General features: G+C 75.1%; 19 protein-coding genes and 2 pseudogenes. 16 read left to right on the top strand and 5 right to left on the bottom strand.

Annotation, left to right across the window (positions count from 1 at the left end):
- The first annotated feature begins 50 nt into the window (after window positions 1-50).
- The 8 genes and pseudogenes from ACFOYX_RS21110 to ACFOYX_RS21145 all read left to right on the top strand — a co-directional run bounded on the left by ACFOYX_RS21110 (window position 51) and on the right by ACFOYX_RS21145 (window position 7545).
- Window positions 51-893 carry a DUF4097 family beta strand repeat-containing protein gene (locus ACFOYX_RS21110; protein WP_322441291.1) on the top strand — a complete coding sequence of 281 codons (843 nt, stop codon included), beginning with the start codon at window positions 51-53 and terminating at the stop codon, window positions 891-893.
- Window positions 890-1513 carry a PadR family transcriptional regulator gene (locus ACFOYX_RS21115; protein WP_322441292.1) on the top strand — a complete coding sequence of 208 codons (624 nt, stop codon included), beginning with the start codon at window positions 890-892 and terminating at the stop codon, window positions 1511-1513. Before ACFOYX_RS21110 ends, ACFOYX_RS21115 begins: the two co-directional genes overlap by 4 nt.
- 98 nt (window positions 1514-1611) lie before the next feature.
- Window positions 1612-2313: a response regulator transcription factor gene (locus tag ACFOYX_RS21120; RefSeq protein ID WP_109800454.1), complete on the top strand. Its 702-nt coding sequence runs from the start codon at window positions 1612-1614 to the stop codon at window positions 2311-2313.
- Window positions 2310-2466 (top strand): annotated as a pseudogene (locus tag ACFOYX_RS21125) (two-component sensor histidine kinase); the annotation flags it as partial. The gene ACFOYX_RS21120 and the pseudogene ACFOYX_RS21125, both read left to right, overlap by 4 nt.
- A gap of 281 nt (window positions 2467-2747) precedes the next feature.
- Window positions 2748-3860, top strand: a pseudogene (locus ACFOYX_RS21130) (ATP-binding protein); the annotation flags it as partial.
- 62 nt (window positions 3861-3922) lie between these two features.
- A complete protein-coding gene (locus tag ACFOYX_RS21135; RefSeq protein ID WP_322475096.1) occupies window positions 3923-5488 on the top strand; it encodes a trypsin-like peptidase domain-containing protein in 1566 nt (521 codons plus the stop codon).
- A 187-nt stretch (window positions 5489-5675) separates the two neighbouring features.
- Window positions 5676-6347 (top strand): BON domain-containing protein, encoded by a 672-nt coding sequence (locus tag ACFOYX_RS21140; RefSeq protein ID WP_322441294.1) that lies wholly within the window; start codon window positions 5676-5678, stop codon window positions 6345-6347.
- A gap of 136 nt (window positions 6348-6483) precedes the next feature.
- Window positions 6484-7545 (top strand): glycosyltransferase family 4 protein, encoded by a 1062-nt coding sequence (locus tag ACFOYX_RS21145; protein WP_322441333.1) that lies wholly within the window; start codon window positions 6484-6486, stop codon window positions 7543-7545.
- On the opposite strand, the gene ACFOYX_RS21150 is transcribed toward ACFOYX_RS21145, so the two are convergent.
- Window positions 7532-7663 (bottom strand): hypothetical protein, encoded by a 132-nt coding sequence (locus tag ACFOYX_RS21150; protein WP_322441295.1) that lies wholly within the window; start codon window positions 7661-7663, stop codon window positions 7532-7534. The genes ACFOYX_RS21145 and ACFOYX_RS21150 overlap by 14 nt on opposite strands.
- Before the next feature lie 155 nt (window positions 7664-7818).
- Here ACFOYX_RS21150 and ACFOYX_RS21155 point away from each other — a divergent pair, with 155 nt between their 5' ends.
- From ACFOYX_RS21155 to ACFOYX_RS21185, 7 genes are all read left to right on the top strand, one after another.
- Window positions 7819-8652, top strand: coding sequence for a patatin-like phospholipase family protein (locus tag ACFOYX_RS21155; protein ID WP_109805011.1), 834 nt, complete (start codon window positions 7819-7821; stop codon window positions 8650-8652).
- Window positions 8652-9671 (top strand): 1-acyl-sn-glycerol-3-phosphate acyltransferase, encoded by a 1020-nt coding sequence (locus ACFOYX_RS21160; protein WP_322441296.1) that lies wholly within the window; start codon window positions 8652-8654, stop codon window positions 9669-9671. The genes ACFOYX_RS21155 and ACFOYX_RS21160 overlap by 1 nt, the downstream gene beginning before the upstream one ends.
- 49 nt (window positions 9672-9720) lie before the next feature.
- Entirely contained in the window at window positions 9721-10041 is a 321-nt protein-coding gene (gene cutA, locus ACFOYX_RS21165) for a divalent-cation tolerance protein CutA (RefSeq protein ID WP_109805013.1), read from the top strand.
- 47 nt (window positions 10042-10088) lie between these two features.
- The gene (locus tag ACFOYX_RS21170) at window positions 10089-13628 is read left to right on the top strand and encodes an SCO7613 C-terminal domain-containing membrane protein (protein WP_322441297.1); all 3540 of its coding nucleotides are present in this window, start codon (window positions 10089-10091) and stop codon (window positions 13626-13628) included.
- 126 nt (window positions 13629-13754) lie between these two features.
- Window positions 13755-14807 (top strand): acyl-CoA desaturase, encoded by a 1053-nt coding sequence (locus ACFOYX_RS21175; RefSeq protein WP_322441298.1) that lies wholly within the window; start codon window positions 13755-13757, stop codon window positions 14805-14807.
- A gap of 87 nt (window positions 14808-14894) precedes the next feature.
- Window positions 14895-15188 (top strand): 4a-hydroxytetrahydrobiopterin dehydratase, encoded by a 294-nt coding sequence (locus ACFOYX_RS21180; RefSeq protein ID WP_201749429.1) that lies wholly within the window; start codon window positions 14895-14897, stop codon window positions 15186-15188.
- Window positions 15185-16333 (top strand): FHA domain-containing protein, encoded by a 1149-nt coding sequence (locus ACFOYX_RS21185; RefSeq protein ID WP_201749428.1) that lies wholly within the window; start codon window positions 15185-15187, stop codon window positions 16331-16333. The genes ACFOYX_RS21180 and ACFOYX_RS21185 overlap by 4 nt, the downstream gene beginning before the upstream one ends.
- A 55-nt stretch (window positions 16334-16388) precedes the next feature.
- Here ACFOYX_RS21185 and rocD read toward each other — a convergent pair whose 3' ends face one another.
- The 3 genes from rocD to ACFOYX_RS21200 all read right to left on the bottom strand — a co-directional run bounded on the left by rocD (window position 16389) and on the right by ACFOYX_RS21200 (window position 19379).
- On the bottom strand, window positions 16389-17603 hold the full coding sequence (gene rocD, locus ACFOYX_RS21190; protein WP_201749430.1) for an ornithine--oxo-acid transaminase: 1215 nt from the start codon (window positions 17601-17603) through the stop codon (window positions 16389-16391).
- On the bottom strand, window positions 17603-18418 hold the full coding sequence (gene ddaH, locus ACFOYX_RS21195) for a dimethylargininase (protein WP_201749427.1): 816 nt from the start codon (window positions 18416-18418) through the stop codon (window positions 17603-17605). Before ddaH ends, rocD begins: the two co-directional genes overlap by 1 nt.
- Before the next feature lie 301 nt (window positions 18419-18719).
- Window positions 18720-19379 carry a thrombospondin gene (locus tag ACFOYX_RS21200; protein ID WP_322441299.1) on the bottom strand — a complete coding sequence of 220 codons (660 nt, stop codon included), beginning with the start codon at window positions 19377-19379 and terminating at the stop codon, window positions 18720-18722.
- A gap of 326 nt (window positions 19380-19705) precedes the next feature.
- Here ACFOYX_RS21200 and ACFOYX_RS21205 point away from each other — a divergent pair, with 326 nt between their 5' ends.
- Window positions 19706-20515 carry a DNA-formamidopyrimidine glycosylase family protein gene (locus ACFOYX_RS21205; RefSeq protein WP_322441300.1) on the top strand — a complete coding sequence of 270 codons (810 nt, stop codon included), beginning with the start codon at window positions 19706-19708 and terminating at the stop codon, window positions 20513-20515.
- Window positions 20516-20662: 147 nt separating this feature from the next.
- Here the strand turns inward: ACFOYX_RS21205 and ACFOYX_RS21210 are convergent, their stop codons facing one another.
- On the bottom strand, window positions 20663-20824 hold the full coding sequence (locus ACFOYX_RS21210) for a hypothetical protein (RefSeq protein ID WP_322441301.1): 162 nt from the start codon (window positions 20822-20824) through the stop codon (window positions 20663-20665).
- Window positions 20825-20847: the final 23 nt, after the last annotated feature.

The following is a 20847-nucleotide window of genomic DNA, read 5'->3' on the forward strand; positions in this document are numbered from 1 at the left end:
CTCGTCGCTCGACGTACCGGGAATCGGTACGTCACCGAGGGGAGGACGCCATGGCCAGCTGGACGGTCGACAGCCCGCAGCGGATCACTCTGGACGAGCCGGTCACCCGGCTCGAGGTACGCCTGATCACCGGCCGGCTCAACGTGGTCGGCACCGACGGGCCCGCCCGGGTCGACGTCACCCGGGTCAGCCGGCGGCCGGTCGTCGTGGAGCACCGGGACGGGCGGCTGCACGTCGGCCACGAGCGGATCCCGCGCTGGCCGGGGTTCCTCTGGTGGCTCGGTCAGCTCGGCCGCCGGTTCCGGGCCGAGGTGTCCATCGCCGTACCGGCCGACGTGCTGGCCGACCTGCGCCTGATCGACGGCTCGCTGGTCGCCTCCGGCCTGCGCCGGGAGACCCAGGTGGACGTCACCTCCGGGCAGATCACCCTGATGGGGCTGCGCGGGCGGACCGCCGCGAAGATCATCTCCGGCCCGGTGGAGGCGCTCGGAGTCGCCGGCGACCTGACCATGGAGACCGTCTCCGGCGAGGTCATCCTCGCCGACAGCGCGGCCGGTCGGGTGCACGCGCACACCGTCTCCGGGGCGATCACCTGCGACCTGGACAACCCGCGGCGCAGCGAGATCCGGCTCAGCACCATCTCCGGCAGCGTCACCGTCCGGGTCCGCGAGGACAGCGACCTCGCCGTCCACCTGCACACCACCTCCGGCCGGATCACCAGCGGCTTCCCGCAGGTACGCGGCGACGCCGGGCTCGGCGCGACCAAGGACAGCCACGGCGTCCTCGGCGCGGGCGAGGGTAAGCTCTGGGCGTCCGCGACGTCGGGCAGCATCGCGCTGCTGGCCCGGCCGGTCGACGAGACCGACGAGGTCGACGAGGAGGAACTACCGTGACCGCCGTGTTCAGTCACGGGCGGCTCCGGCTCTACCTGCTCAAGCTCCTCGACGACGGCCCCCGGCACGGCTACGAGCTGATCCGGTTGCTGGAGGACCGCTTCCTCGGTCTGTACGCGCCGAGCGCCGGCACCATCTACCCCCGCCTGCAACGGCTGGAGGTCGAGGGCCTGGTCACCCACACCGCCGCCGGCGGCCGCAAGGTCTACGAGATCACCGACGCGGGCCGGGCGGAGCTGCGGCAGCGCGCCGGTGAGCTGGCCACCCTGGAATCGGACATCACCGCCTCCGTCGAGGACCTCTCCGCCCTGGCCGGCGAGATCCAGACCGAGGTACGCGGCTCGGTGCGTGACCTCAAGCGCGAACTGCGCGAGGCGACCCGGCAGACCCGGCAGAGCCGGGCGGCCCGGTGGGAGCCCCCGCCGACCCGGCCGGCCACCAACGGCACGCCGCCGCCGGGCGAGTCGCCGCTGCTCGCCGAGTTCGACCAGCGGCTCGCCGAGTTCACCGTCGAGGTCGGCGCGCTGGTCCGCGCCGGCCGGCTCAGCGACAGCAAGCTGCGGACCGCGATCCGGGTGCTGGACGGGGCGCTGGACGGGCTGCGCCGGCTGCTCCGCTGACGGCCGTCCCCGGCCCGGCGGGCCGGGGACCCAGGCTCACAGGTTGTTTCCAGGAAGCGCCCAGCGGGGCCGCAGCGAGAGCGCGGATGATGGGCCACATGGTGGCTACCCAGACCGAGGCCCGACTGCTCGTCGTCGAGGACGACCCGAACATCCTCGAACTGCTCTCCGCGAGCCTGCGCTTCGCGGGCTTCGACGTGGCCACCGCGACCAGCGGCAGCGCGGCGCTGCACGCCGCCAAGGACCACCGGCCCGACCTGGTGGTGCTCGACGTGATGCTGCCCGACCTGGACGGCTTCGAGGTCATCCGGATGCTCCGCGAGGGCGGCACCCGTACCCCGGTGGTCTTCCTCACCGCGCGGGACGCCACCGACGACAAGATCCGCGGGCTGACCCTGGGCGGGGACGACTACGTCACCAAGCCGTTCAGCCTGGAGGAGCTGACCGCCCGGATCCGGGCCGTGCTGCGGCGCACCGCCACCGGGGAGCAGGCGCCGTCCCGGCTCACCTTCGCCGACCTGGAGCTGGACGAGGAGACCCACGAGGTGCACCGGGCCGGCCAGCGGGTGCAGCTGTCGCCGACCGAGTTCAAGCTGCTGCGCTACCTGATGCTGAACGCCAACCGGGTGCTCTCCAAGGCGCAGATCCTCGACCACGTGTGGAACTACGACTTCCGGGGCGACGACAACATCGTCGAGTCCTACATCTCGTACCTGCGGCGCAAGGTCGACAACACCCAGCCCCGCCTGATCCACACCCTGCGCGGGGTGGGGTACGTGCTGCGCAAGCCGGCGGCGTGAGCGTCGTCGAGCAGGCGAAGGGACGGCTGCGGAGCGTACCGCTGCGGATAAAGCTGGTCGCCTCGGTCCTGGCCCTGGTGGCGGCGGCCCTGGTGGTGATCAGCCTGCTGACCGCCTTCTTCCTGCAGAGCTACCTGGTGGGCCGGGTCGACAGCGAGCTGGACTCGTACCTGGACCGGGCCCAGCAGACGATGCCCACCGATGCCACGACGAGCAGCCTGCCGAGCGACTACATGGTGGTCACCGCCAGCCGGAGCACCGGCCGGGGCCAGATCGTCTACGACAAGTCCCTGGTGCCGGAGGACCTGCCCGGTTCGCTCAACCAGTTCTCCTGGTACGAGCAGCACGCCGACCAGCAGGCGTTCACCACCGACGCCGCGGACAAGCATCTGCGCTGGCGGGTCATGGTCAAGCGGCTGAACGACGACCAGTTCATCGCCGTCGGGCAGAACATGGTCGACGTCGACCTGGCCGTCAAGCAGCTCGTCTGGATCGACCTGCTGGTCGGCGGGGCGGTGCTGATCCTGCTCGCCTCGGTGGGCGCGGCGATCGTCCGGACCAGCCTGAAACCGCTCGTCGAGATCGAACGGACCGCGGCGGCCATCGCCGGGGGCGATCTCACCCGGCGGGTGCCCGACCCGGAGGAGGGGCGGCCCTGCCCGACCTCCGAGCTGGGCCGGCTCTCCCGCGCGCTGAACGCCATGCTGGCCCAGATCGAGGCGGCCTTCACCGCCCGCGCCGCCTCCGAGACGGCGGCCCGCAGCGCCGAGGTCAGCGCCCGGGACGCGGCGGCGGCGGCGCAGGCCTCCGAGGCGCGGGCCCGGCGCTCCGAGGAGCGGATGCGGCAGTTCGTCGCGGACGCCTCGCACGAGCTGCGTACCCCGCTGACCACCATCCGGGGCTTCGCCGAGCTGTACCGCCAGGGTGCGGCCCGCGCGCCGGAGCAGACCGCCGGCCTGCTGCGCCGGATCGAGGACGAGGCGGCCCGGATGGGGCTGCTGGTGGAGGACCTGCTGCTGCTCGCCCGGTTGGACCGGGAGCGGCCGATCACCCTGGCCCCGGTGGAGCTGCCGGTGCTGGCGAGCGACGCGGTGCAGGCCGCCCGGGCGGTCGCCCCGGACCGCCGGATCGAGCTGGACATCGAGCCGGGCGCCGGCACGCTGCTGGTGCACGGTGACGACGCCCGGCTGCGCCAGGTGATCGGCAACCTGATGACCAACGCGCTGACCCACACGCCGCCGGACGCCTCGGTGACCCTGCGGTTGCGTACCCAGCCGGGCAACCTGGCCGTGGTGGAGGTTGCGGACACCGGCCCGGGGCTGACCCCGGAACAGGCCGAGCGGGTCTTCGAGCGGTTCTACCGGGCCGACGCGGCGCGGACCCGGCGGGCCACCGGGGTCACCAGCACCGGACTCGGGCTGGCCATCGTCGCGGCGCTGGTCGGCGCCCACCACGGCACCGTCGAGGTGGCCGAGACGCCGGGCGGCGGGGCGACCTTCCGGGTCAAGCTGCCGCTGCTGCCGGACGCCCCGGACGAGGCCGACTGACTTTCAGAAAACATTCAGGCACGTTCCAGGCTGGTCGCAGTGCCAGGGGAGAAGGTGGTTCCATGACCGAGTACGAGACCGACCCACAGCGGTCGCCGGCTCCCGCCGACGCCGAGCCGTCGCATTCCACCGCCGAGCTGCCCCCCGTCGAGCGCGGGCAGTCCGACTCCACACCGCCGGCCGACGCGCCGGTTCCGGCCGACTCCCCGGCCGCCGGAACCACCGCCGCCGCAGCGCCCGACCCCACCGCCGCCGGCCGGCCGGCGACCCCGGCCCCCGCGAGCCCGTACGGTCCGCCCGCGGCGACCCCGTCCGCCCCGCCGTACCCGGTCTCCGGGCAGCCGCAGCACCCGGTCTCCGGGCAGCCGCAGCACCCGGTCTCCGGGCAGCCGCAGCCGGGTACGCCCTGGTACGGCGGGCAGCAGCAGACCGGCTGGCCCGCCGGGACGCCGCATCAGGGCGGTACGGGCTACCCGCACGCCGGCGGGCCGGTCCCGCCGTACCAGGGGCACCAGCCCTACCAGCCGCACCACCCGGGACAGCCGGTCCCGCCGTGGGGCCCGGCGCCGGCCGCCCGGCCGAGCCGGGCGGGCAAGTTCGTCGGCGCGGGCGCGCTGGTGCTGGCGCTGATGTTCGGCTCCGGTGTGGCCGGCGGCGCGCTCGCCCTGGCCCTCGACGGGGACGGCGGGGTCACCCGCACCTACTCGGCGGCGCCCGTGCTCAACAGCGCGGACCTGCCGAAGATCGCCGCCGCCGTCCAGGACAGCGTGGTCTCGATCATCACGGACAACGGTGAGGGCTCCGGGGTGATCCTCAGCGCCGACGGTTACGTGCTGACCAACAACCACGTGGTCGCCTCCGCCAGCGGCGACACGGTGAAGGTGGTCTTCGCCGACGGCAAGACCGCACAGGCGAAGATCGTCGGCACCGACCCGAAGACCGACCTGGCGGTGGTCAAGGCCGGCGGGGTCAGCGGGCTGAAGGCGGCGAAGTTCGGCGACAGCGACGGGATGCAGGTCGGCGACCAGGTGCTCGCCCTGGGCAGCCCGCTCGGCCTGCAGGGCTCGGTCACCGCGGGCATCCTCAGCGCCCGGGACCGGACCATCCAGGCGGGCAGCGAGGGCCAGCAGCAGGACCCGCAGCGGGCCGCCAGCTCGATCTCCGGCCTGCTCCAGACCGACGCCCCGATCAACCCGGGCAACTCCGGCGGCGCGCTGGTCAACACCCGGGGCGAGGTGATCGGCATCAACACCGCGATCGCCACCGCCGGGCAGGGCAGCAACGGCAACATCGGCGTCGGCTTCGCCATCCCGAGCAACAAGGCGAAGGACGTCGCCGAGAAGCTCCAGCGCGGCGAGAAGGTCAGCCACCCCTCGCTCGGGGTCAGCGTCAACGCCGCCGAGGACGGCGGGGCGCTGGTCGCCGCGGTCACCCCGGGCAGCGCCGCCGAGAAGGCCGGGCTCCAGCGGGGCGACGTGATCACCAAGTTCGGCGACAAGGTGATCAACGACTCCAACGACCTGGTGGGCGCCGTCCAGTCCGGCAAGGTGGGCGACCGGGTCGAGGTGCAGTTCAAGCGGAACGGATCGGCACAGACGGCAACCGTGACGCTCGCCGAGACGTCATAAGGGATTGACGCGCCGAGAAGGCGCGGGGATACGGACCTTCCTCCGCCAGACGGCGGGTGACGGAGCCAAGGGGGTTGGCTCCGTCGCCCGCCGCCTTTTCCGTACCCGCTCACCCGCATCGGGTGAGCCCGGCTCACCCCGCCCGGCGGCATCCTCGACGGACGGGAACCGTAGGGGAGGGGACGTGATGACCACCGCAACCGCCGCCCGCACCGATCCGGAGATCCAGCGGGACGTGCTCGACGAGCTCGACTGGGACGCGCAGACGCGGCCGACCGAGATCGGCGTGACGGTCGCCGCGGGCGTGGTCACGCTCACCGGCTGGGTGGACAGCTACGCCCGCCGCTGGGCTGCCGAGCGCTGCGCCCACCGGGTACGCGGGGTGCGGGCGGTCGCCAGCGAGATCGAGGTACGCCTGCCCGGCACGGACGAGCGCACCGACGCGGAGATCGCCATCGCGGCCGGCCGGGCGCTGGAGTGGGACAGCTTCGTGCCCGCCGAGCGGCTGGACGTCACGGTCGCCAACGGCTGGGTGATGCTCCGCGGCGAGGTGGAGTACGGCTTCCAGCGGCGTACCGCGGAACGGGAGCTGCGCCGGCTGCGCGGCGTACGCGGGGTGACGAACCTGGTGGAGGTCCACCCGCCCAGCCCGCTCAGCGACGAACAGATCCGCCGGGACCTGCAACGGGCGCTGATCCGGCGGACCGGCACGGAACGTGTCGACATCGAGGTCAGCGGGGACACCGTGGTGCTGAGCGGGGTGGTCCGCTCCTGGTGGCAGCGGGACGAGGCGGAACGGGTGGCCTGGTCGATGCCGGGCGTCCGGGAGGTGCACGAGCGGCTCGTCGTCGCCGGATGAGGCCGGGCCGCCGTTTGCCGCCGCCGGCACCGGGAAAGCGCCGCCGATCACCATCGTCGGGGACCAACGGGGAGGACTCGTGGCCGTGAACAACCTGTCGTCGGACCGCTCGCGGGCAGGGCCACTGCGGATCGCGATGGTGGCGCCGCCCTGGCTGTCGGTGCCGCCACCCGGTTACGGCGGGCTGGAACACGTGGTGGCCGGGCTGGTGGACGGCCTCGTCGGGGAAGGTCACGAGGTGACCCTGTTCGGCGCCGGCGCGGACCACGGCACCGGCGCGGAGTTCGTCTCCACCGAGCCCGTGCTGCAGTACGAGCGGCTCGGCGAGGCGCTGCCCGAGCTGGCCCACCTGGCCCGGGTCAACCGGCTGATCTCCGCCGCCGATTTCGACGTGATCCACGACCACACCAACATCGGGCCGCTGATCGCCGGCCATCGGGCGGTGCCCACCGTGGCGACCGTGCACGGCAACCCGGTGGGCGAGTACGGCGAGGTGCTCAGCGACATCGACCAGGACGTCGGTCTGGTGGCCATCTCGCACGCCCAGCGGCGGGCCAACCCGGGGCTGCCCTGGGCGGGCACGGTGCACAACGCGATGCCGGCGCGGGACGTTCCGAGCAAGCGGACACCCGGTCGGGGGCCGGTGCTCTGGCTCGCCCGGTTCAGCCCGGACAAGGGCCCGGAGGTGGCGATCCGGGCCTGCCGGGCGGCCGACCTTCCGCTCACCCTGGCCGGCAAGTGCAACGAGCCGGCCGAGCGCCGCTACCTCGAGCAGGTGGTCGAGCCCCTGCTGGACGAGGACGTGACGCTGGTGCTGAACGCGGACCGGGAGGCCACCCAGCGGCTGCTGCTCGACGCCCGCTGCCTGATCATGCCGATCCAGTGGGAGGAGCCGTTCGGCATGGTGATGCTGGAGGCGATGGCGACCGGTACGCCGGTGGTGGCGCTGCGCCGGGGCGCTGTGCCGGAGCTGGTCCGCCCGGGCCGGACCGGCCTGGTCTGCGACCGGCCCGACGAGCTGCCGGCGGCGCTGCGCGAGTCGTCCCGGTTGGACCCGGCCGACTGCGTGGCGCACGTCGCGGAGAACTTCTCGGTGGAGCGGATGGCCCGCGGCTACGAGGCGGTGTACCGGAGCTTCCTCGCGGACCGGGCCGTCGGCCCCGGGGCGCGGGAGCCGGCCCGGGTCACGGCCCGCTGACCGGTGCCGTCCGCGCCGCGGTCAGCCCGGCGGCCGCGGCGTCGAGCTGACGGGCGTACCCGGGTGCGATGCGCCCCTCGCGCTGCCGCTCCCCGATCTTGGCGCGGAGCCGGTCCACCGCGGCCGTCAGCTTTGCGGGAACGTGTCCGGCCTGTCGACGGCTGTCCGTTCCCTGGTCGCGCTCCGCGACGTCGGCGCGGCCCGCGGTGACCGCGCGCGGCCGCCGGCCGGCTCCGCCGGGCCCGTTTCGGGCCGCGTGCCAGGATGAACGTCATGAGTGGCGGTCCGGTGGCGTTCGTGCTCGGCGGCGGGGGAGTGCTCGGCGCCGTCGAGGTCGGCATGCTCCGGGCGCTGTTCCGGGCCCGGATCCGGCCGGACATGGTGCTGGGCACCTCGATCGGGGCGGTCAACGGCGCCCTGGTCGCGGCCGACCCGTCCGAGGCCGTCACCGACCGGCTGGTCCGGCTCTGGGCCTCCCCCGAGGCCAGCGAGGTGTACGGCGACTCGGTCGCCCGGCAGCTGCGCCGCTTCGCCGCGCGCACCCACCTGCACTCGCCCCGGCCGCTGCGCCGGCTGCTGGAGAGCGAGTTGGGCGAGGACACCACCTTCGAAGACCTGAGGGTCCCGTTCCGCTGCTGCGCGGCGAACATCGAACGGGCCGCCGAGCACTGGTTCCACAGTGGACCGCTGGTGCCCGCGGTGCTCGCCTCCGCGTCGGTGCCCGGGCTGCTGCCGCCCACCCAGATAAACGGCCAGCACTACATCGACGGCGGGATCGTGAACTCGATCCCGATCGGGGAGGCGGTCGCCGCCGGCGCCACCCGGATCTTCGTCCTCCAGGTGGGACGGATCGAGCGGGAGCTGAGCCCGCCCCGGCGGCCCTGGGAGATCGCCCAGGTCGCCTTCGAGGTCGCCCGGCGGCACCGGTTCGCCCGGGAGATGGCGGCCCTGCCCGACGGGGTGGAGGTGCACGTGCTGCCGACCGGCGGCGGAAGCCCCCGCGACGACAGCCCGTGGGCGTACCGGGACATGGCGGCGGTGGGCCGGCGGATCAGCCGGGCGTACACCGCCTCCCGGCACTACCTGGCGACCCAGCTGGAGCACTGATGCCGCTGCCGCCCCGGTGGGTACGCCGGTTGCTGCTGGCTCCCGGCGTGGTGCTGCTCGCCGCTGCGGTGGTGGCCACCCTGCCCGCCTGGGCGCTGGTCGCGCTGGCCGCCTCGCCGCTGGTCCCCGGCCGGCTGCGACCGCTGCGGCTGCTCTGGATCGGCGCGGTCTACCTGGTCTGGGACGCCGCCGCGCTGGTCGCCCTGTTCGGGCTCTGGCTGGCGTCGGGCTTCGGCACGCGCAAGCGGTCGCCGGCCTTCCAGCGGGCGCACTACCTGCTGGCCGGGCACTTCCTGCGGGTGCTGTTCTGGCAGGCCCGCTGGACGCTGCGACTGAGCATCGACGTGGTCGGTACGGACCCCGACACCGCGCTGCCCGGCCGGCCGGAGCTGGTGCTCTGCCGGCACGCCGGCCCCGGTGACTCCTTCATCCTGATCCACGCGCTGGTGAACTGGTTCCATCGGGAGCCGCGGATCGTGCTCAAGGAGAGTCTCCAGTGGGACCCGGCGATCGACGTGCTGCTCAACCGGCTGCCGAACCGGTTCATCGCCCCCGGGCCGGACGGCCGGGACACGACGGTCGCACAGATCGGCCACCTGGCCACCGGCCTGGACGACGACGACGCGTTCGTGATCTTCCCGGAGGGCGGCAACTTCACCCCGAGCCGGCGGCTGCGGGCCATCGCCCGGCTGCGCGCGCTGGGGCTGGAGCGGATGGCGCTGCGCGCCGAGCGGATGCAGAACGTGCTCGCCCCGCAGCCGGGCGGGCTGTTGGCCGCCCTGGACGCCGCCCCGGACGCCGGGGTCGTCTTCGTCGCGCACACCGGGCTGGACCGCATGCTCACCGTCACCGACGTGTGGCGGGAGCTGCCGATGGACAAGCGGATCGTGATGCGGTTCTGGTCGGTGCCGCCCGAGGAGGTCCCGGTCGACCGGCAGGAACGCATCGACTGGCTCTTCGACTGGTGGGCCCGGATCGACGGCTGGATCGCGGCCAACCGCGACGGGGTCGGCGCCTGACCGGACCCCGTTCCAGGCTTTTCGGAGGAACGCCACGTAGGGTGCGCTCGTGGAGCAGATCTGCGTGGTGACGACGGTGGTGGACGCGCGCTCGGTCGCGGACGTGCTGGCGGCTGCGGCCGTCGCCGGGCGGTTGGCGGCGTGCGCCCAGGTCGGCGGGCAGTTGGACAGCACCTACTGGTGGCAGTCGGCGATCCAGACCACCGCCGAGTGGACGCTGCAGTTCAAGACCGCCCCGGACCGGGTGACCGCCCTGGTCGACCAGCTCCGCGCCAACCATCCGTACGAGGTGCCGGAGATCCTGGTGACCCGGGTGGAGAGCGGCAACCCCGACTACGCGGCCTGGGTGCACGAGCACACCCGCCCCTAGGTACTCCTACTCTGGGCGGCCGGCCGCCCGGGCACCATGCTGTCCGGGTGGAGAACACCGGCTACCCCTGCCCCGGCTGCGGCGCGCCCGCCGACCTCGCCTCCGGCTGTCCCGGCTGCAATCGCCCGCCGTACCCGCCCGCCGCCGAGGTGGTCCGGCTGGACCGGGAGATCGCCACGCTGGCCCCGGAGGTGGAGCGGGCCCGGGTGACGTACCAGGACCTGCTGGCCCGGCTGGGCTCGGCCCGGCAGCGCCGGTCGGAGCTGGCCGCCCGGATCCGCCTGGAGATCCCGCCGCCGCAGCCGGTGCGACCCGTCCCGGTCCCGCCGGCGCCGGTCGTGGTCGGGCCGGGCCGGCCGGAGACCTCGACCCGGACGGTGCAGGGCCTGCTCTTCGTCCTCGGTGGACTCCTCCTCGGCACCGCGGCGATCGTCTTCACCGCCGTCGCCTGGGCGGCCGTCGGGGTGGCCGGGCGGGCGCTGATCCTGGCCGCGGTCACCGTGCTCGCGCTGGCCGTGCCGCTGGTCGCGACCCGGCGTGGGCTGCGTGGCACGGCCGAGACGTTCGCCGCGGTGGGGCTGCTGCTGGTGCTCCTGGACGGGTACGCCGCCTGGACGGTGGACCTGTTCGGCGTGGCCGGCTGGCCGGGAACCCGGTACGCCGCGCTGGTCGGGGGGATCGGCGCGGCGGTGTCGGCCGGGTACGCGCGGCTGAGCCGGCTGACCGTGCCGTGGTTCGCGGCGCTGCTGGCCGCGCAGCCGGTGCTGCCCCTGGCCGCGGCGGCGGCCCGGCCGTCCGCCGCCGGGTGGGCGCTGGTCTGCACCGGGGTGGCGCTGGGCGACCTCGTGGTGGTGGTCGCCCTGCGTCCCCGGGTCTCGCCCGCTACCTCACCGGTGCGGGCGGGCGTCCTCGTCGGCACCCCGGCGGTGGTCGCCGGGCGGGTGCTCGGCTGGCTCGGCCACGGGGTGGCGCTCGCCGTCGCGGCCGGCTGCGCGCTGGTGCCGCTGGCCTGGGGTCGGGCCGCCGGCACCCCGCTGCTGGCCGGCGGTCCGCTGCTGCTGGTGGCGCTCGCCCTGCTCGGCGGGGCGCTGGCGGCCGGCGGCCGGGCGTACCGGGTGGTCGCGGCCGGGCTGCTGGTGCCGGTGCTCGCCACCGCGCTGCTCCGGCCGGTGGCCGAGCTGCGCCCGGGGCTGCTGCTGGTCGCGGCCGGGTCGGTGGCGGCCGTCCTGGCCGGGGCGGTCGCCGCGCTGCCCGCGCGGCTGCGCACCGGGCCACGGGTCGGGGCGCTGGTGGTGGCCGGTGGGCTCGCGCAGGTGGCCACGCTGGTCACGGTGGTGCTCGCGGGCGGTGCGGTCCTCCGGTCGCTGCCGCCGTGGCGGGGCGCCGCCGCCGGGCCGGCGCCGCACTGGGGGTGGCAGCTGCCGGTGGCCGTGGTGCTGACCGCGGCGGCGGTGGCCCTGCTGCTGCCCCGGGCCGCCCGGCCGGTCGTCGCGGTGGTGGGCGGGGCGCTGGCCGTGCTGGCCGCCCCGGCGGCCGCGCCCACGCCGTGGCCGGTGGTGGTGGCGGCCGACCTGCTGGCCGCCACCGCGCTGCTGGCCTTCGCCGTCCTCCGGCCGCGCCGGCGGTCCGCGACCGTGCTCGTCCCGACCCTAGGCGGGGCCGTCCTGCTCGGTCACGGGCTGCTGGTCGGGCTGGCCGACCCCGGCGGGGCGGGAGCGGCGCTGGCCGTCGTGGTCGTGGCCGGCGCCCTGGTCGCGGCCCGGGGCCGGCGGGGCGCCGGCGTCCAGCCGGCCGTCGGCGGGGTGGCGCTGGGCGCGGCGGTGCTCGCCGTGCCGGCGGCGGTGGCGGTCGGGCTGATCGCCGCCGGGGCGCCGTCCTGGTGGCAGCTGCGCGGGGCGTTCGCCGCCGTCGGGGTGCTGGTGGTCGCGGTCCTCGCCGTCCGTCGACAGTGGCCGGACCTGCTCGGGTACGCCTCGACCGGGTTCGCCGCCGCGCTCGCGCTGGTCGGGGCCGCGCCGCTGGTCGTACCGGGGGACGAGCGGGTGTCGCTCTACGCCACGCTGGGCGTGCTGGCGGCGCTGGCCGTCGGCGGGGGTGCCCGGCCGGGCGTCGCCCCGCGCCTGGTCGGGGCGGGACTGTCCGGGCTGGCGCTGCTCGCCGTCGCGCCGGTCACCCTGCGGGTGCTCGTCGACCTGCCGGTCCCGCCCTGGTCCGGGGTGCCCGCCGTCGACCGGGTGCCGGGCGCCGCGGGCACCGGCCTGACCCTGCTGCTGCTCGGGGCCGCCGCGGCGGCGTACGCCCGGATCGTGCGCGGCGGGCGGTGGATGCCGGCGCTGGCCGGGCTGCCGTTCGGCGCGGTCGGGCTGCCGGTGCTGCTGGTGGCGGCCGGCGCGCCCTGGCCGACGGCGCCGGCGGTGGCGTTCGGCGTCGGGCTGGCCGCGCTGCTGGTCGCGGCGCTCGCCGTGCCGCGCCCGCCCCTGCCCGCGGTCACGCTGCCGGTCGGGCTGGCGGTGGCCGCCCCGGGGCTGGGCGGGCTGCTCGCCACCCGGGCCGGGACGCTCGCCGGACTGGGTGCGCTGGTCGTGGCGGCGGCCGTCGTCGGCGCGGTCGGGCGGCACGCCGACACCCGGCTGGCCGGCTGGCTGTCGGGCGTGCTGGCGGCGGCCGGCTTCGCGGTGACCGGGGCGCTGGCCGGCGGGCTGCCGCTGCGTACCGCCGCCTTCGGAGTGCTGGTGGTGGCGGTGCTGGTCCTGTTCGCCGCGCCGACCCTCGCCGCCCGCGAGGCCGCCGCCGGCCCCGCGAGCCAGGCTGCGGCCGGCCCCGCGAGCCAGGCCGCCACCGGCTCCGCAGGCCAGGGCGCAACCGGTCCGGAGGCCGCGACCGGTGCCGGCCGGGCCGGGCAGAAGGCGACCGGGCGGGGGCCGGCGCTCGGGGTGGCGCTGGAGGCGGCCGCGCAGGCGGTCGCGGTGCTGGCGCTGCTGCTGACCGGCGGCGCGCTGCGGCACGCGGCGGCGATCTGCGCGCTCTGGGGCGCGGCCGTGGCGCTCCGGGTGCTGCGGCGGGGCGAAGCCACCTCCCGGCGCTGGGTCCTCGCCGGCATCGCCGGCGGCAGCGAACTGCTCGGCGGGTGGCTGCTGCTGGCCGCCGGTGGGGTGGTGCTGCTGGAGGCGTACACGGTGCCGGCGGCCGGGCTGGCCCTCGCCGCCGGCCTGGTGGCGCTGCGTACCCGGGCCGGACTGAACAGCTGGCTGGCGCTCGGCCCGGGGCTGGCCGCGGCGCTGCTGCCCAGCCTGGTCTCGGTGCTGGTGGCGGTGGATCCGCAGCCGTGGCGGCGGCTGGCGCTCGGCGTCGTCGCGCTCGGCGCGGTGCTCGCCGGGGCGGCCCGGCGCTGGCAGGCGCCGGTCCTGCTGGGGGCGGCCACCCTGGTCCCGCTCGCGCTGCACGAGCTGGCCCGCGGCTGGGACCTGCTGCCCCGGTGGATCTATCTGGGCCTCGGCGGGCTGGCGCTGATCGCGCTCGCCGCGACCTACGAGCGGCGCCGGCGGGACCTGGCACGGTTACGAACAGTGGTCGCCAGGATGAGCTGAGGGTAGGGTCTGCCTTACCCCCACCTCGGGGGCGAGCAGGATTACTCAGCGCAACCGCGCCGACCAGACTCGGTACGGCGGCCGCGCCACCGGGCGTGGCACACGACCGAGGAACGGGGAGCGCAGATGACCACTCCGACGCTGACAGAACCACCGGCACGGCGGGGCAGTGACTACGCAGGGTTGTCCCGGCGGGTCGCCGAGGCCGGCCTCCTCGCCCGTCGCCCGGGCGGGTACGCGGTGCGAATCGCGCTCACTCTCGGTGGTTTTCTGGCCGGCTGGGTGGTGCTGGTCGCGGTCGGCGACTCCTGGGCTCAGCTGCTCGTCGCGGTCGGGATGGCGGTGGCCACCACCCAGGTGGCGTTCCTCGGCCACGACGCGGGGCACCGGCAGATGTTCCGCCGGCGCGGCCACAGCGAGGCGGCCGGGCTGATCGCCGGGAACCTCGCCGTCGGGACCAGCTACGGCTGGTGGGTCGACAAGCACAACCGGCACCACGCCAACCCCAACCACGAGGACGAGGACCCGGACGTCGGGGCGGGCGCCCTGGTCTGGACGTACGAGCAGGCGGCGGCGACCCGCGGTTTCGGCCGCTGGCTGGCCGCCCGGCAGGCGTGGTTCTTCTTCCCGATGCTGCTGCTCGAGGGGCTGTGGCTGCACGTGGCGAGCGTCCGGGCGCTGGCCGGCCGGGAGCCGGGCGGGCGGTGGACCACCCCGATCCGGCACCGGGCGGTCGAGGCGCTTCTGCTCGGCGCGCACGCGGTCGGCTACCTCGGGCTGCTCTTCGCCGTCATGTCGCCGGGGAAGGCGCTGCTCTTCGTCGCCGTGCACCAGGGTCTCTGGGGGCTCTACATGGGCTGCGCGTTCGCCCCCAACCACAAGGGCATGCCGATGCCGTCCGCCGACGACGACCTCGACTTCCTGCGCAAGCAGGTGCTGACCTCGCGCAACGTGCGGGGCGGCCGGTTCGTGGACGTGGCGCTCGGCGCGCTGAACTACCAGATCGAGCACCACCTCTTCCCGAACATGCCCCGGGCCAACCTGCGGCGGGCGCGGCCGATCGTCCGGGCGTACTGCGCCGAGCAGGGCATCGCGTACGCGGAGACCGGGCTGGTCGAGTCGTACCGGCAGGCGATGGCCCACCTGCACGAGGTCGGCCGCGCGCTGCGCGAGCGGTGACCCGTCCGCCGGCCCCCGCCCTGCTCAACCACGTGCCGGGCGGTGGCGGGGCGGGGTGGCGGACGGGCCTCCCGGTAGGGTCGACGCATGGCAGACCTGCTCACCGCCGAGGCGGTACGAGACGAGCTGGGCGGGCTGGCGGACTGGTCGGGTGACCCGGCCGGGATCAGCCGTACCGTCGAGCTGGGCAGTTTCCCGGCGGCCATCGCGGTGGTCGACCGGGTCGCCGCGGCGGCCGAGGAACTCGACCACCATCCCGACATCGACATCCGATGGCGGACCCTGACCTTCCGTTGCGTCACGCACTCGGCCGGTGGGGTGACCCACCGTGATTTCGCGTTGGCCCGGCGGATCGACGACATCGTCCGGAGCGCCCGATGAGATTCGAGATCAGCAAGGTGCTGGACGCCATCGAGGGTCGGGTCTGCACCGACCCGTCGCTGGCCCGCGCCGTGGTGGACCTGGCCGAGGTGATCCGCTGGCAGGACCTCGACGGCGGCCGCCCGGCCAGCCTGCTCCGGCTCGGCATGGTGATCGACGCCCTGGCCCGGCAGCTGGAGGAGGACAGCGTCCCGGTCTACGCGATCGTGCACCGGGCCCTGCTCTCCGACGCCGACCTGACCTCCAACGAGCGGATGGTGGTCCGCCGCTGGGCCGACGACGGCCTGGTGGAGGTGCTGGACAATCCGGGCGACCGGATGCTGGAGGTCGCCGACCTGCTCGGGCTGCCGGTGCTCAGCCGGGTCCGCTTCGACGGGCTGGGCGGCCGGTGGCCGTGGCTCGGGCAGGCCGGGCGGGTGCTCGCCCCGGTGCCCGGCGCGGGCGGGCCCGTCTTCATCGCGCACGTCGGGGGCGGCCAGAGCCCGGCCACCGGTACCCGGTCGTCGGCGGGCGCGAAGCTGCTCGCCCGGCAGTGGCGCTGCCCCGAGCCGGGCTGCGCGCTCTTCGGCGGTGGCGGGGGCGGCGGCGCGTTCGCCGACCTGGCCCGGGTGGACCGCGCCCCGGCCGGGCAGCCGCCACCCGCGCTCCGGAACGGCGTGCCGACCTGCCCCCGGCACGGCGCCCGGCTCGGTGACGCCGGGCCGCGGCCGCGTACGGAGGTGCTGGCGGTCCGGATCGGCGGGCTGGTCCGCCGCCGGTTCGTGCTCACCGAGACCCAACCGGTGCTGGTCGGGCGGGCCCCGGAGCAGTCGACCGGGATCACGCTCGGCCAGTGGCTCAACGACGAGTCGCGGCGCTGGGTCAGCCGCAACCACGTCCGCTTCGAGCTGCGCGTCGGCGAGGTGATCGTGACCGACACCAGCACCAACGGCTCGGGCATCCGCCCGGCCGGCTCGATGGCCGAGCCGGACCGGCTCCCGCTCGCCCCGCAGCAGTCCCGGGTGCTGGGCGAGGGGGACATCGTCGAGCTCTATCCCGGCGTGCAGATCGGCCGCGCCGACGAGCTGCCCAGCGGCGCGCCCTTCACCCCCACCTCGGTGATGGCCGAGGCCCCCACCATGGCCATGCGCCTGCCCCGCCCCTGACGACGGAGAAGGGCGCCGGGACCGTTTGGTCCCGGCGCCCTTTCGCGTACGGGTCTCAGCCCTCCAGGATGGCGGCGAGCTGGGCCACGGCGTGGTCGATCTCCTCCTCGGTGATGACCAGCGGCGGGGCGAGGCGGATGGTCGAGCCGTGGGTGTCCTTGGCCAGGACGCCCCGCTCCATCAGCCGCTCGCAGGCCTGCCGGCCGGTCATCAGCGCCGGGTCGATGTCCAGGCCGGCCCAGAGGCCGCGGCCCCGGACGGCGAGCAGGCCCTTGCCGACCAGCGCCTGGAGACCGGCGTGCAGCCGCTCGCCCAGCTCGGCCGAGCGCCGCTGGAACTCGCCGGTGGCCAGCAGCCGGACCACCTCGGTGGCGACCGCGCAGGCCAGCGGGTTGCCGCCGAAGGTCGAGCCGTGCTGGCCCGGCTTCAGCACGCCGAGCACGTCGGCGTTCGCGGCGACCGCCGAGACCGGCACGATGCCGCCGCCGAGCGCCTTGCCCAGCAGGTACATGTCCGGCACGACGCCCTCGTGCTCGCAGGCGAAGGTGGCGCCGGTCCGGCCCAGGCCGGACTGGATCTCGTCGGCGATGAAGAGCACGTTGTTCTCGGTGCAGACCCGGCGCACGCCCGGCAGGTAGCCCGCCGGCGGCACCACGACGCCCTGCTCGCCCTGGATCGGCTCGAGCAGCACCGCGACGGTGTTCTCGTCGATCGCGGCGGCCAGCGCGTCCAGGTCGCCGTAGGGGACCACGGTGAAGCCCGGGGTGTACGGCCCGAAGTCGGCGCGCGCGTCCTCGTCGGTGGAGAAGCTCACGATGGTGGTGGTCCGGCCGTGGAAGTTGCCCTCGGCCACCACGATGTTCGCCTGGCCCGGGGTGACGCCCTTGACCTGGTAGCCCCACTTGCGGGCCACCTTGATGCCGGTCTCCACCGCCTCGGCGCCGGTGTTCATCGGCAGGACCAGGTCCTTGCCGCACAGCTCGGCCAGCTCCTTGCAGAAGTCGGCGAACTGGTCGTGGATGAACGCCCGGCTGGTCAGGGTGAGCCGGTCGAGCTGCGCGTGCGCGGCCTCGATCAGCTTCGGGTGCCGGTGGCCGAAGTTCAACGCGGAGTAGCCGGCCAGGCAGTCCAGGTAGCGGCGGCCGTCCACGTCGGTCAGCCAGGCGCCCTCGGCGGAGGAGACCACCACCGGCAGCGGGTGGTAGTTGTGCGCCGTCCAGCGCTCCGCGTCCCGGACCGCACCCGGCGTCCGCAGCATGTCGTCGACGATCACTTGATTGCCTTTCCCTGACGGAGTCGCAACGTGCAGCACTTGGGTCCGCCGCCGGCCTTGCGCAGCTCGGACAGGTCGATCCCGATGGTCTCGTAACCCCGGTCGCGCAGCTTGGCGGCCAGGTCGGTGGCCTGCGCGGGCAGCACCACGTGCCGGCCGTCGCTGACCGCGTTCAGTCCCAGCACCTCGGCGTCGGCCATGGTGGCGTGGATCGCGTCCGGGAAGAGCCGGCGCAGCACCGCCTGGCTGCCGGGCGAGAACGCCTCCGGCAGGTACGCCACGGTCCGCTCGTCCAGCACGGTCAGCGCGGTGTCCAGGTGGTAGAAGCGCGGGTCCACCAGCTGCATGGTGATCACCGGGTAGCCGAAGACCTCCTGCAGCTGCGCGTGCGAGGCGTGCGCGGTGCGGAAGCCGGTGCCGGCCAGCAGGTGGTCGCCGACCAGCAGGACGTCGCCCTCGCCCTCGTTGACGTGCTTCGGGTCGTACATCTCGAAGCCGGCGGCCTCGAACCAGGCGCGGTAGGCGGGGGCCTCGTCGGCGCGCTGCGGGTCGCGGAACTGTACCGCCATCGCCTTGCCGTCGATCACCGTGCCGCCGTTGGCGGCGAAGACCATGTCCGGCAGGCCGGCGACCGGGTCGACCAGCTCGACCTCGTGGCCCAGGTCCAGGTACGTCTGCCGGAGCTGCTCCCACTGCCGGATCGCCAGCCCGGCGTCGACGGGGGCGGTCGGGTCCATCCACGGGTTGATCGCGTAGTCGACGGCGAAGTACGTCGGCCGGCACATCAGAAAACGCTGCCTGGTGGCGTCCATCGTCATTGTCCTGCTCCCAGCGGTCGGGCGCGCCCGGCCACCGTGGCCCACGGGCTGGCGCCGTTGGTCAACGGTATGCGGCCCGGGCCGACGACAACCACCGCCGGAAGTTGCGTTGGCCGCCGGATCGTTGCGTCTGGGGCTGAGGAGTCGACGAATCGTTGCGTCGGGCCGGTAGCCGCGTCTGAACACGCTTCGGGGGCGGCGAATCGCCGCCCCCGAAGGAGGTTGTGCCCGGCTGGTGAACCACCAGAGCTGGTCGGGCGTGCCGGCGCACCGCCGGCGGGCCGGGAGGTGCCCGTCAGAAGAGACCGGCAAACTGTGAGTCGAGCCACTCCCGGAACCGGCCGACCCAGTCGCCGTCAGTGGTCGGCCAGTCGAACTGGCCGGTCAGCGACACCACGCCGAGCACCACGGCGGCGAGACCGACCAGGATGCCGATCAGCGCGTCGGTCTTGCCGGCGATGTGCCGGCGGCGAGTGGCGATCAGACCCAGCACGGCGAGGACCGCGCCGACCGCGCCCAGCCCGGTGCCGTACCCGGCGAGGGCGCCGGTGAGCACGAAGAGCGCGCCGACCACCGAGACGATCAGGCCGAGGGTGGCCAGCAGGCTGGCCCGGGGCTTCGGGCCGACGGCGACCCGCTCGGCGCGGCCGTCGAGGTCGGCGTGCTCCCCGTCCACCGGCACTGGCCGCGGCACCGACCGGCCGCGCTCCAGGTCGAAGGTCCGCTCCTGGACCGGGTCCGGCGTCACGGCGCCGGCCTGCGGGGTCTCCGTGGCCACCGGCCGTACGGTGGCGGCCCGCGCGGTCGCCGCCCGGCGCTCCGCGTCGGAGTCGCGGCCGTCGCCGGTGGCGGTGCTCCGGTACGTGGCCCCGTCGCCGTCCCGTCCGTCGACGCGCCCGTCGCCGTTCACGTCCTCGTTCTGCGCCGGTTCCTTCCGGCGCGACAGAATGTTCACTTCACACCTCCTGGTCAAGGGCGTGGAGGCCGCGGAAGCGCAGTGGCAGCCACGCGTGACGAAACAGGATTTACCCAGCAGTGTCATCCATCACACCCGTCCCGGACCCGCCGCGGTCGGATCGGCTCTCCGGCGCGGCCACGAGGAGCCCGGCCTCGCCGGTGGAAGTGTGGTGCGGTGGCGCTACGAACCTGATGACGTGAACGAATCACCGGGCGCATCGCTGGGCCGGTCCGCTGATTCGTTCACGACATCAGCTCCAGAGGAGCTTCGCGGGTTGCTGCCGGGTGGCCTACGGCGACATCGGTCCGGCTACCGTTGCCGACGTGCCAGAGGGACACACCATCCACCGCCTGGCGGCCCGGCACGCCGAACTCTTCGTCGGCGACAAGGTGCAGGCCGCCAGCCCGCAGGGCCGCTTCGCCGAGGGCGCGGCCCGGCTCAGCGGCACCGTCCTGGACGGCATCGAGGCGTACGGCAAGCACCTGCTGCACCACTACGCCGGCGAGCTGACCCTGCACGTCCACCTCGGGCTGTACGGCAGGTTCGCCGACGGCCCCGGCGAGCCACCGCCGCCCGTCGGCCAGGTGCGGCTGCGGTTGACCAGCGACCGGCACTGGCTCGACCTGCGCGGGCCGACCGCCTGCGAGCTGCTCACCCCGCCCGAGGTGGCGGCACTGCGCGACCGGCTCGGCCCGGACCCGCTGCGCGCCGGCGCCGCCCCGGACCGGGCGTACGCCCGGATCTCCCGCAGCCCGACGCCGCTCGCGGCGCTGCTGCTCGACCAGTCGGTGGTGGCCGGCACCGGGTTGATCTTCGTGACCGAGGCGCTGTTCCGGGCCGGGCTGCCGCCCACCCTGCCCGGCCGGGAGCTGACCCCGGCCGGCTGGCGGGAACTCTGGGCCGACCTGGTCGCGCTGATGACCCTGGCCGTGGAGGCGGGCCGGATCGACACCGTGCGCGACGCCCACCTGCCCGAGGTGATGGGCCGCGCCGCCCGCGTCGATCGGCACGGCGGCGAGGTGTACGTCTACCGCCGCCCCGGCGCGCCCTGCCACGTCTGCGGCACCGAGGTCAGCCGGGGCGCGCTGGCCGGCCGCAACCTCTACTGGTGCGCCACCTGCCAGGCCCGCTGAGCTCGCACCGCCGCACTCTTCGCCGCGGGGGCCGGCGACCCGGCTCGGCCCCGCTCACTCGTCGCCGAGCAGCCAGCGGACCACCTCGACCTGGTGACCGTGCGGCGAGGGGACCCGGCGCAGGGCCGGCGGTCGGGGACCGGCCGGTCAGCGGAGCCGGCGGATGTCCCCGTGCGTCCGGTAGAAGCCGCCGCGGCCGGACTCCCGGACCTCGGTGACCAGGTAGCGCGCGCCCGGCTCGCGGATGCCCTTCGGGAACTGCACCGACCAGTCGCGCCGGTAGCCGGTGGAGAGCCCCTGGATGCGCACGGCGCCGGAACCGGCACTGCGAC

Origin of the sequence: Micromonospora sp. GCM10011541 (assembly GCF_042650725.1) — a bacterium.
GTDB classification, from domain to species: domain Bacteria; phylum Actinomycetota; class Actinomycetes; order Mycobacteriales; family Micromonosporaceae; genus Micromonospora; species Micromonospora sicca.

Bases quoted from the DNA above. Each gene is read 5' to 3' on its own strand.
- ACFOYX_RS21185 (WP_201749428.1), top strand. From the start codon at position 15,185: ATGAGATTCGAGATCAGCAAGGTGCTGGACGCCATCGAGGGTCGGGTC.
- ACFOYX_RS21135 (WP_322475096.1), top strand. From the start codon at position 3,923: ATGACCGAGTACGAGACCGACCCACAGCGGTCGCCGGCTCCCGCCGAC.
- ddaH (WP_201749427.1), bottom strand. From the start codon at position 18,418: ATGGACGCCACCAGGCAGCGTTTTCTGATGTGCCGGCCGACGTACTTC.
- ACFOYX_RS21180 (WP_201749429.1), top strand. From the start codon at position 14,895: ATGGCAGACCTGCTCACCGCCGAGGCGGTACGAGACGAGCTGGGCGGG.
- ACFOYX_RS21155 (WP_109805011.1), top strand. From the start codon at position 7,819: ATGAGTGGCGGTCCGGTGGCGTTCGTGCTCGGCGGCGGGGGAGTGCTC.
- ACFOYX_RS21120 (WP_109800454.1), top strand. From the start codon at position 1,612: ATGGTGGCTACCCAGACCGAGGCCCGACTGCTCGTCGTCGAGGACGAC.
- ACFOYX_RS21110 (WP_322441291.1), top strand. From the start codon at position 51: ATGGCCAGCTGGACGGTCGACAGCCCGCAGCGGATCACTCTGGACGAG.
- ACFOYX_RS21145 (WP_322441333.1), top strand. From the start codon at position 6,484: ATGGTGGCGCCGCCCTGGCTGTCGGTGCCGCCACCCGGTTACGGCGGG.
- ACFOYX_RS21175 (WP_322441298.1), top strand. From the start codon at position 13,755: ATGACCACTCCGACGCTGACAGAACCACCGGCACGGCGGGGCAGTGAC.
- ACFOYX_RS21160 (WP_322441296.1), top strand. From the start codon at position 8,652: ATGCCGCTGCCGCCCCGGTGGGTACGCCGGTTGCTGCTGGCTCCCGGC.
- ACFOYX_RS21140 (WP_322441294.1), top strand. From the start codon at position 5,676: ATGACCACCGCAACCGCCGCCCGCACCGATCCGGAGATCCAGCGGGAC.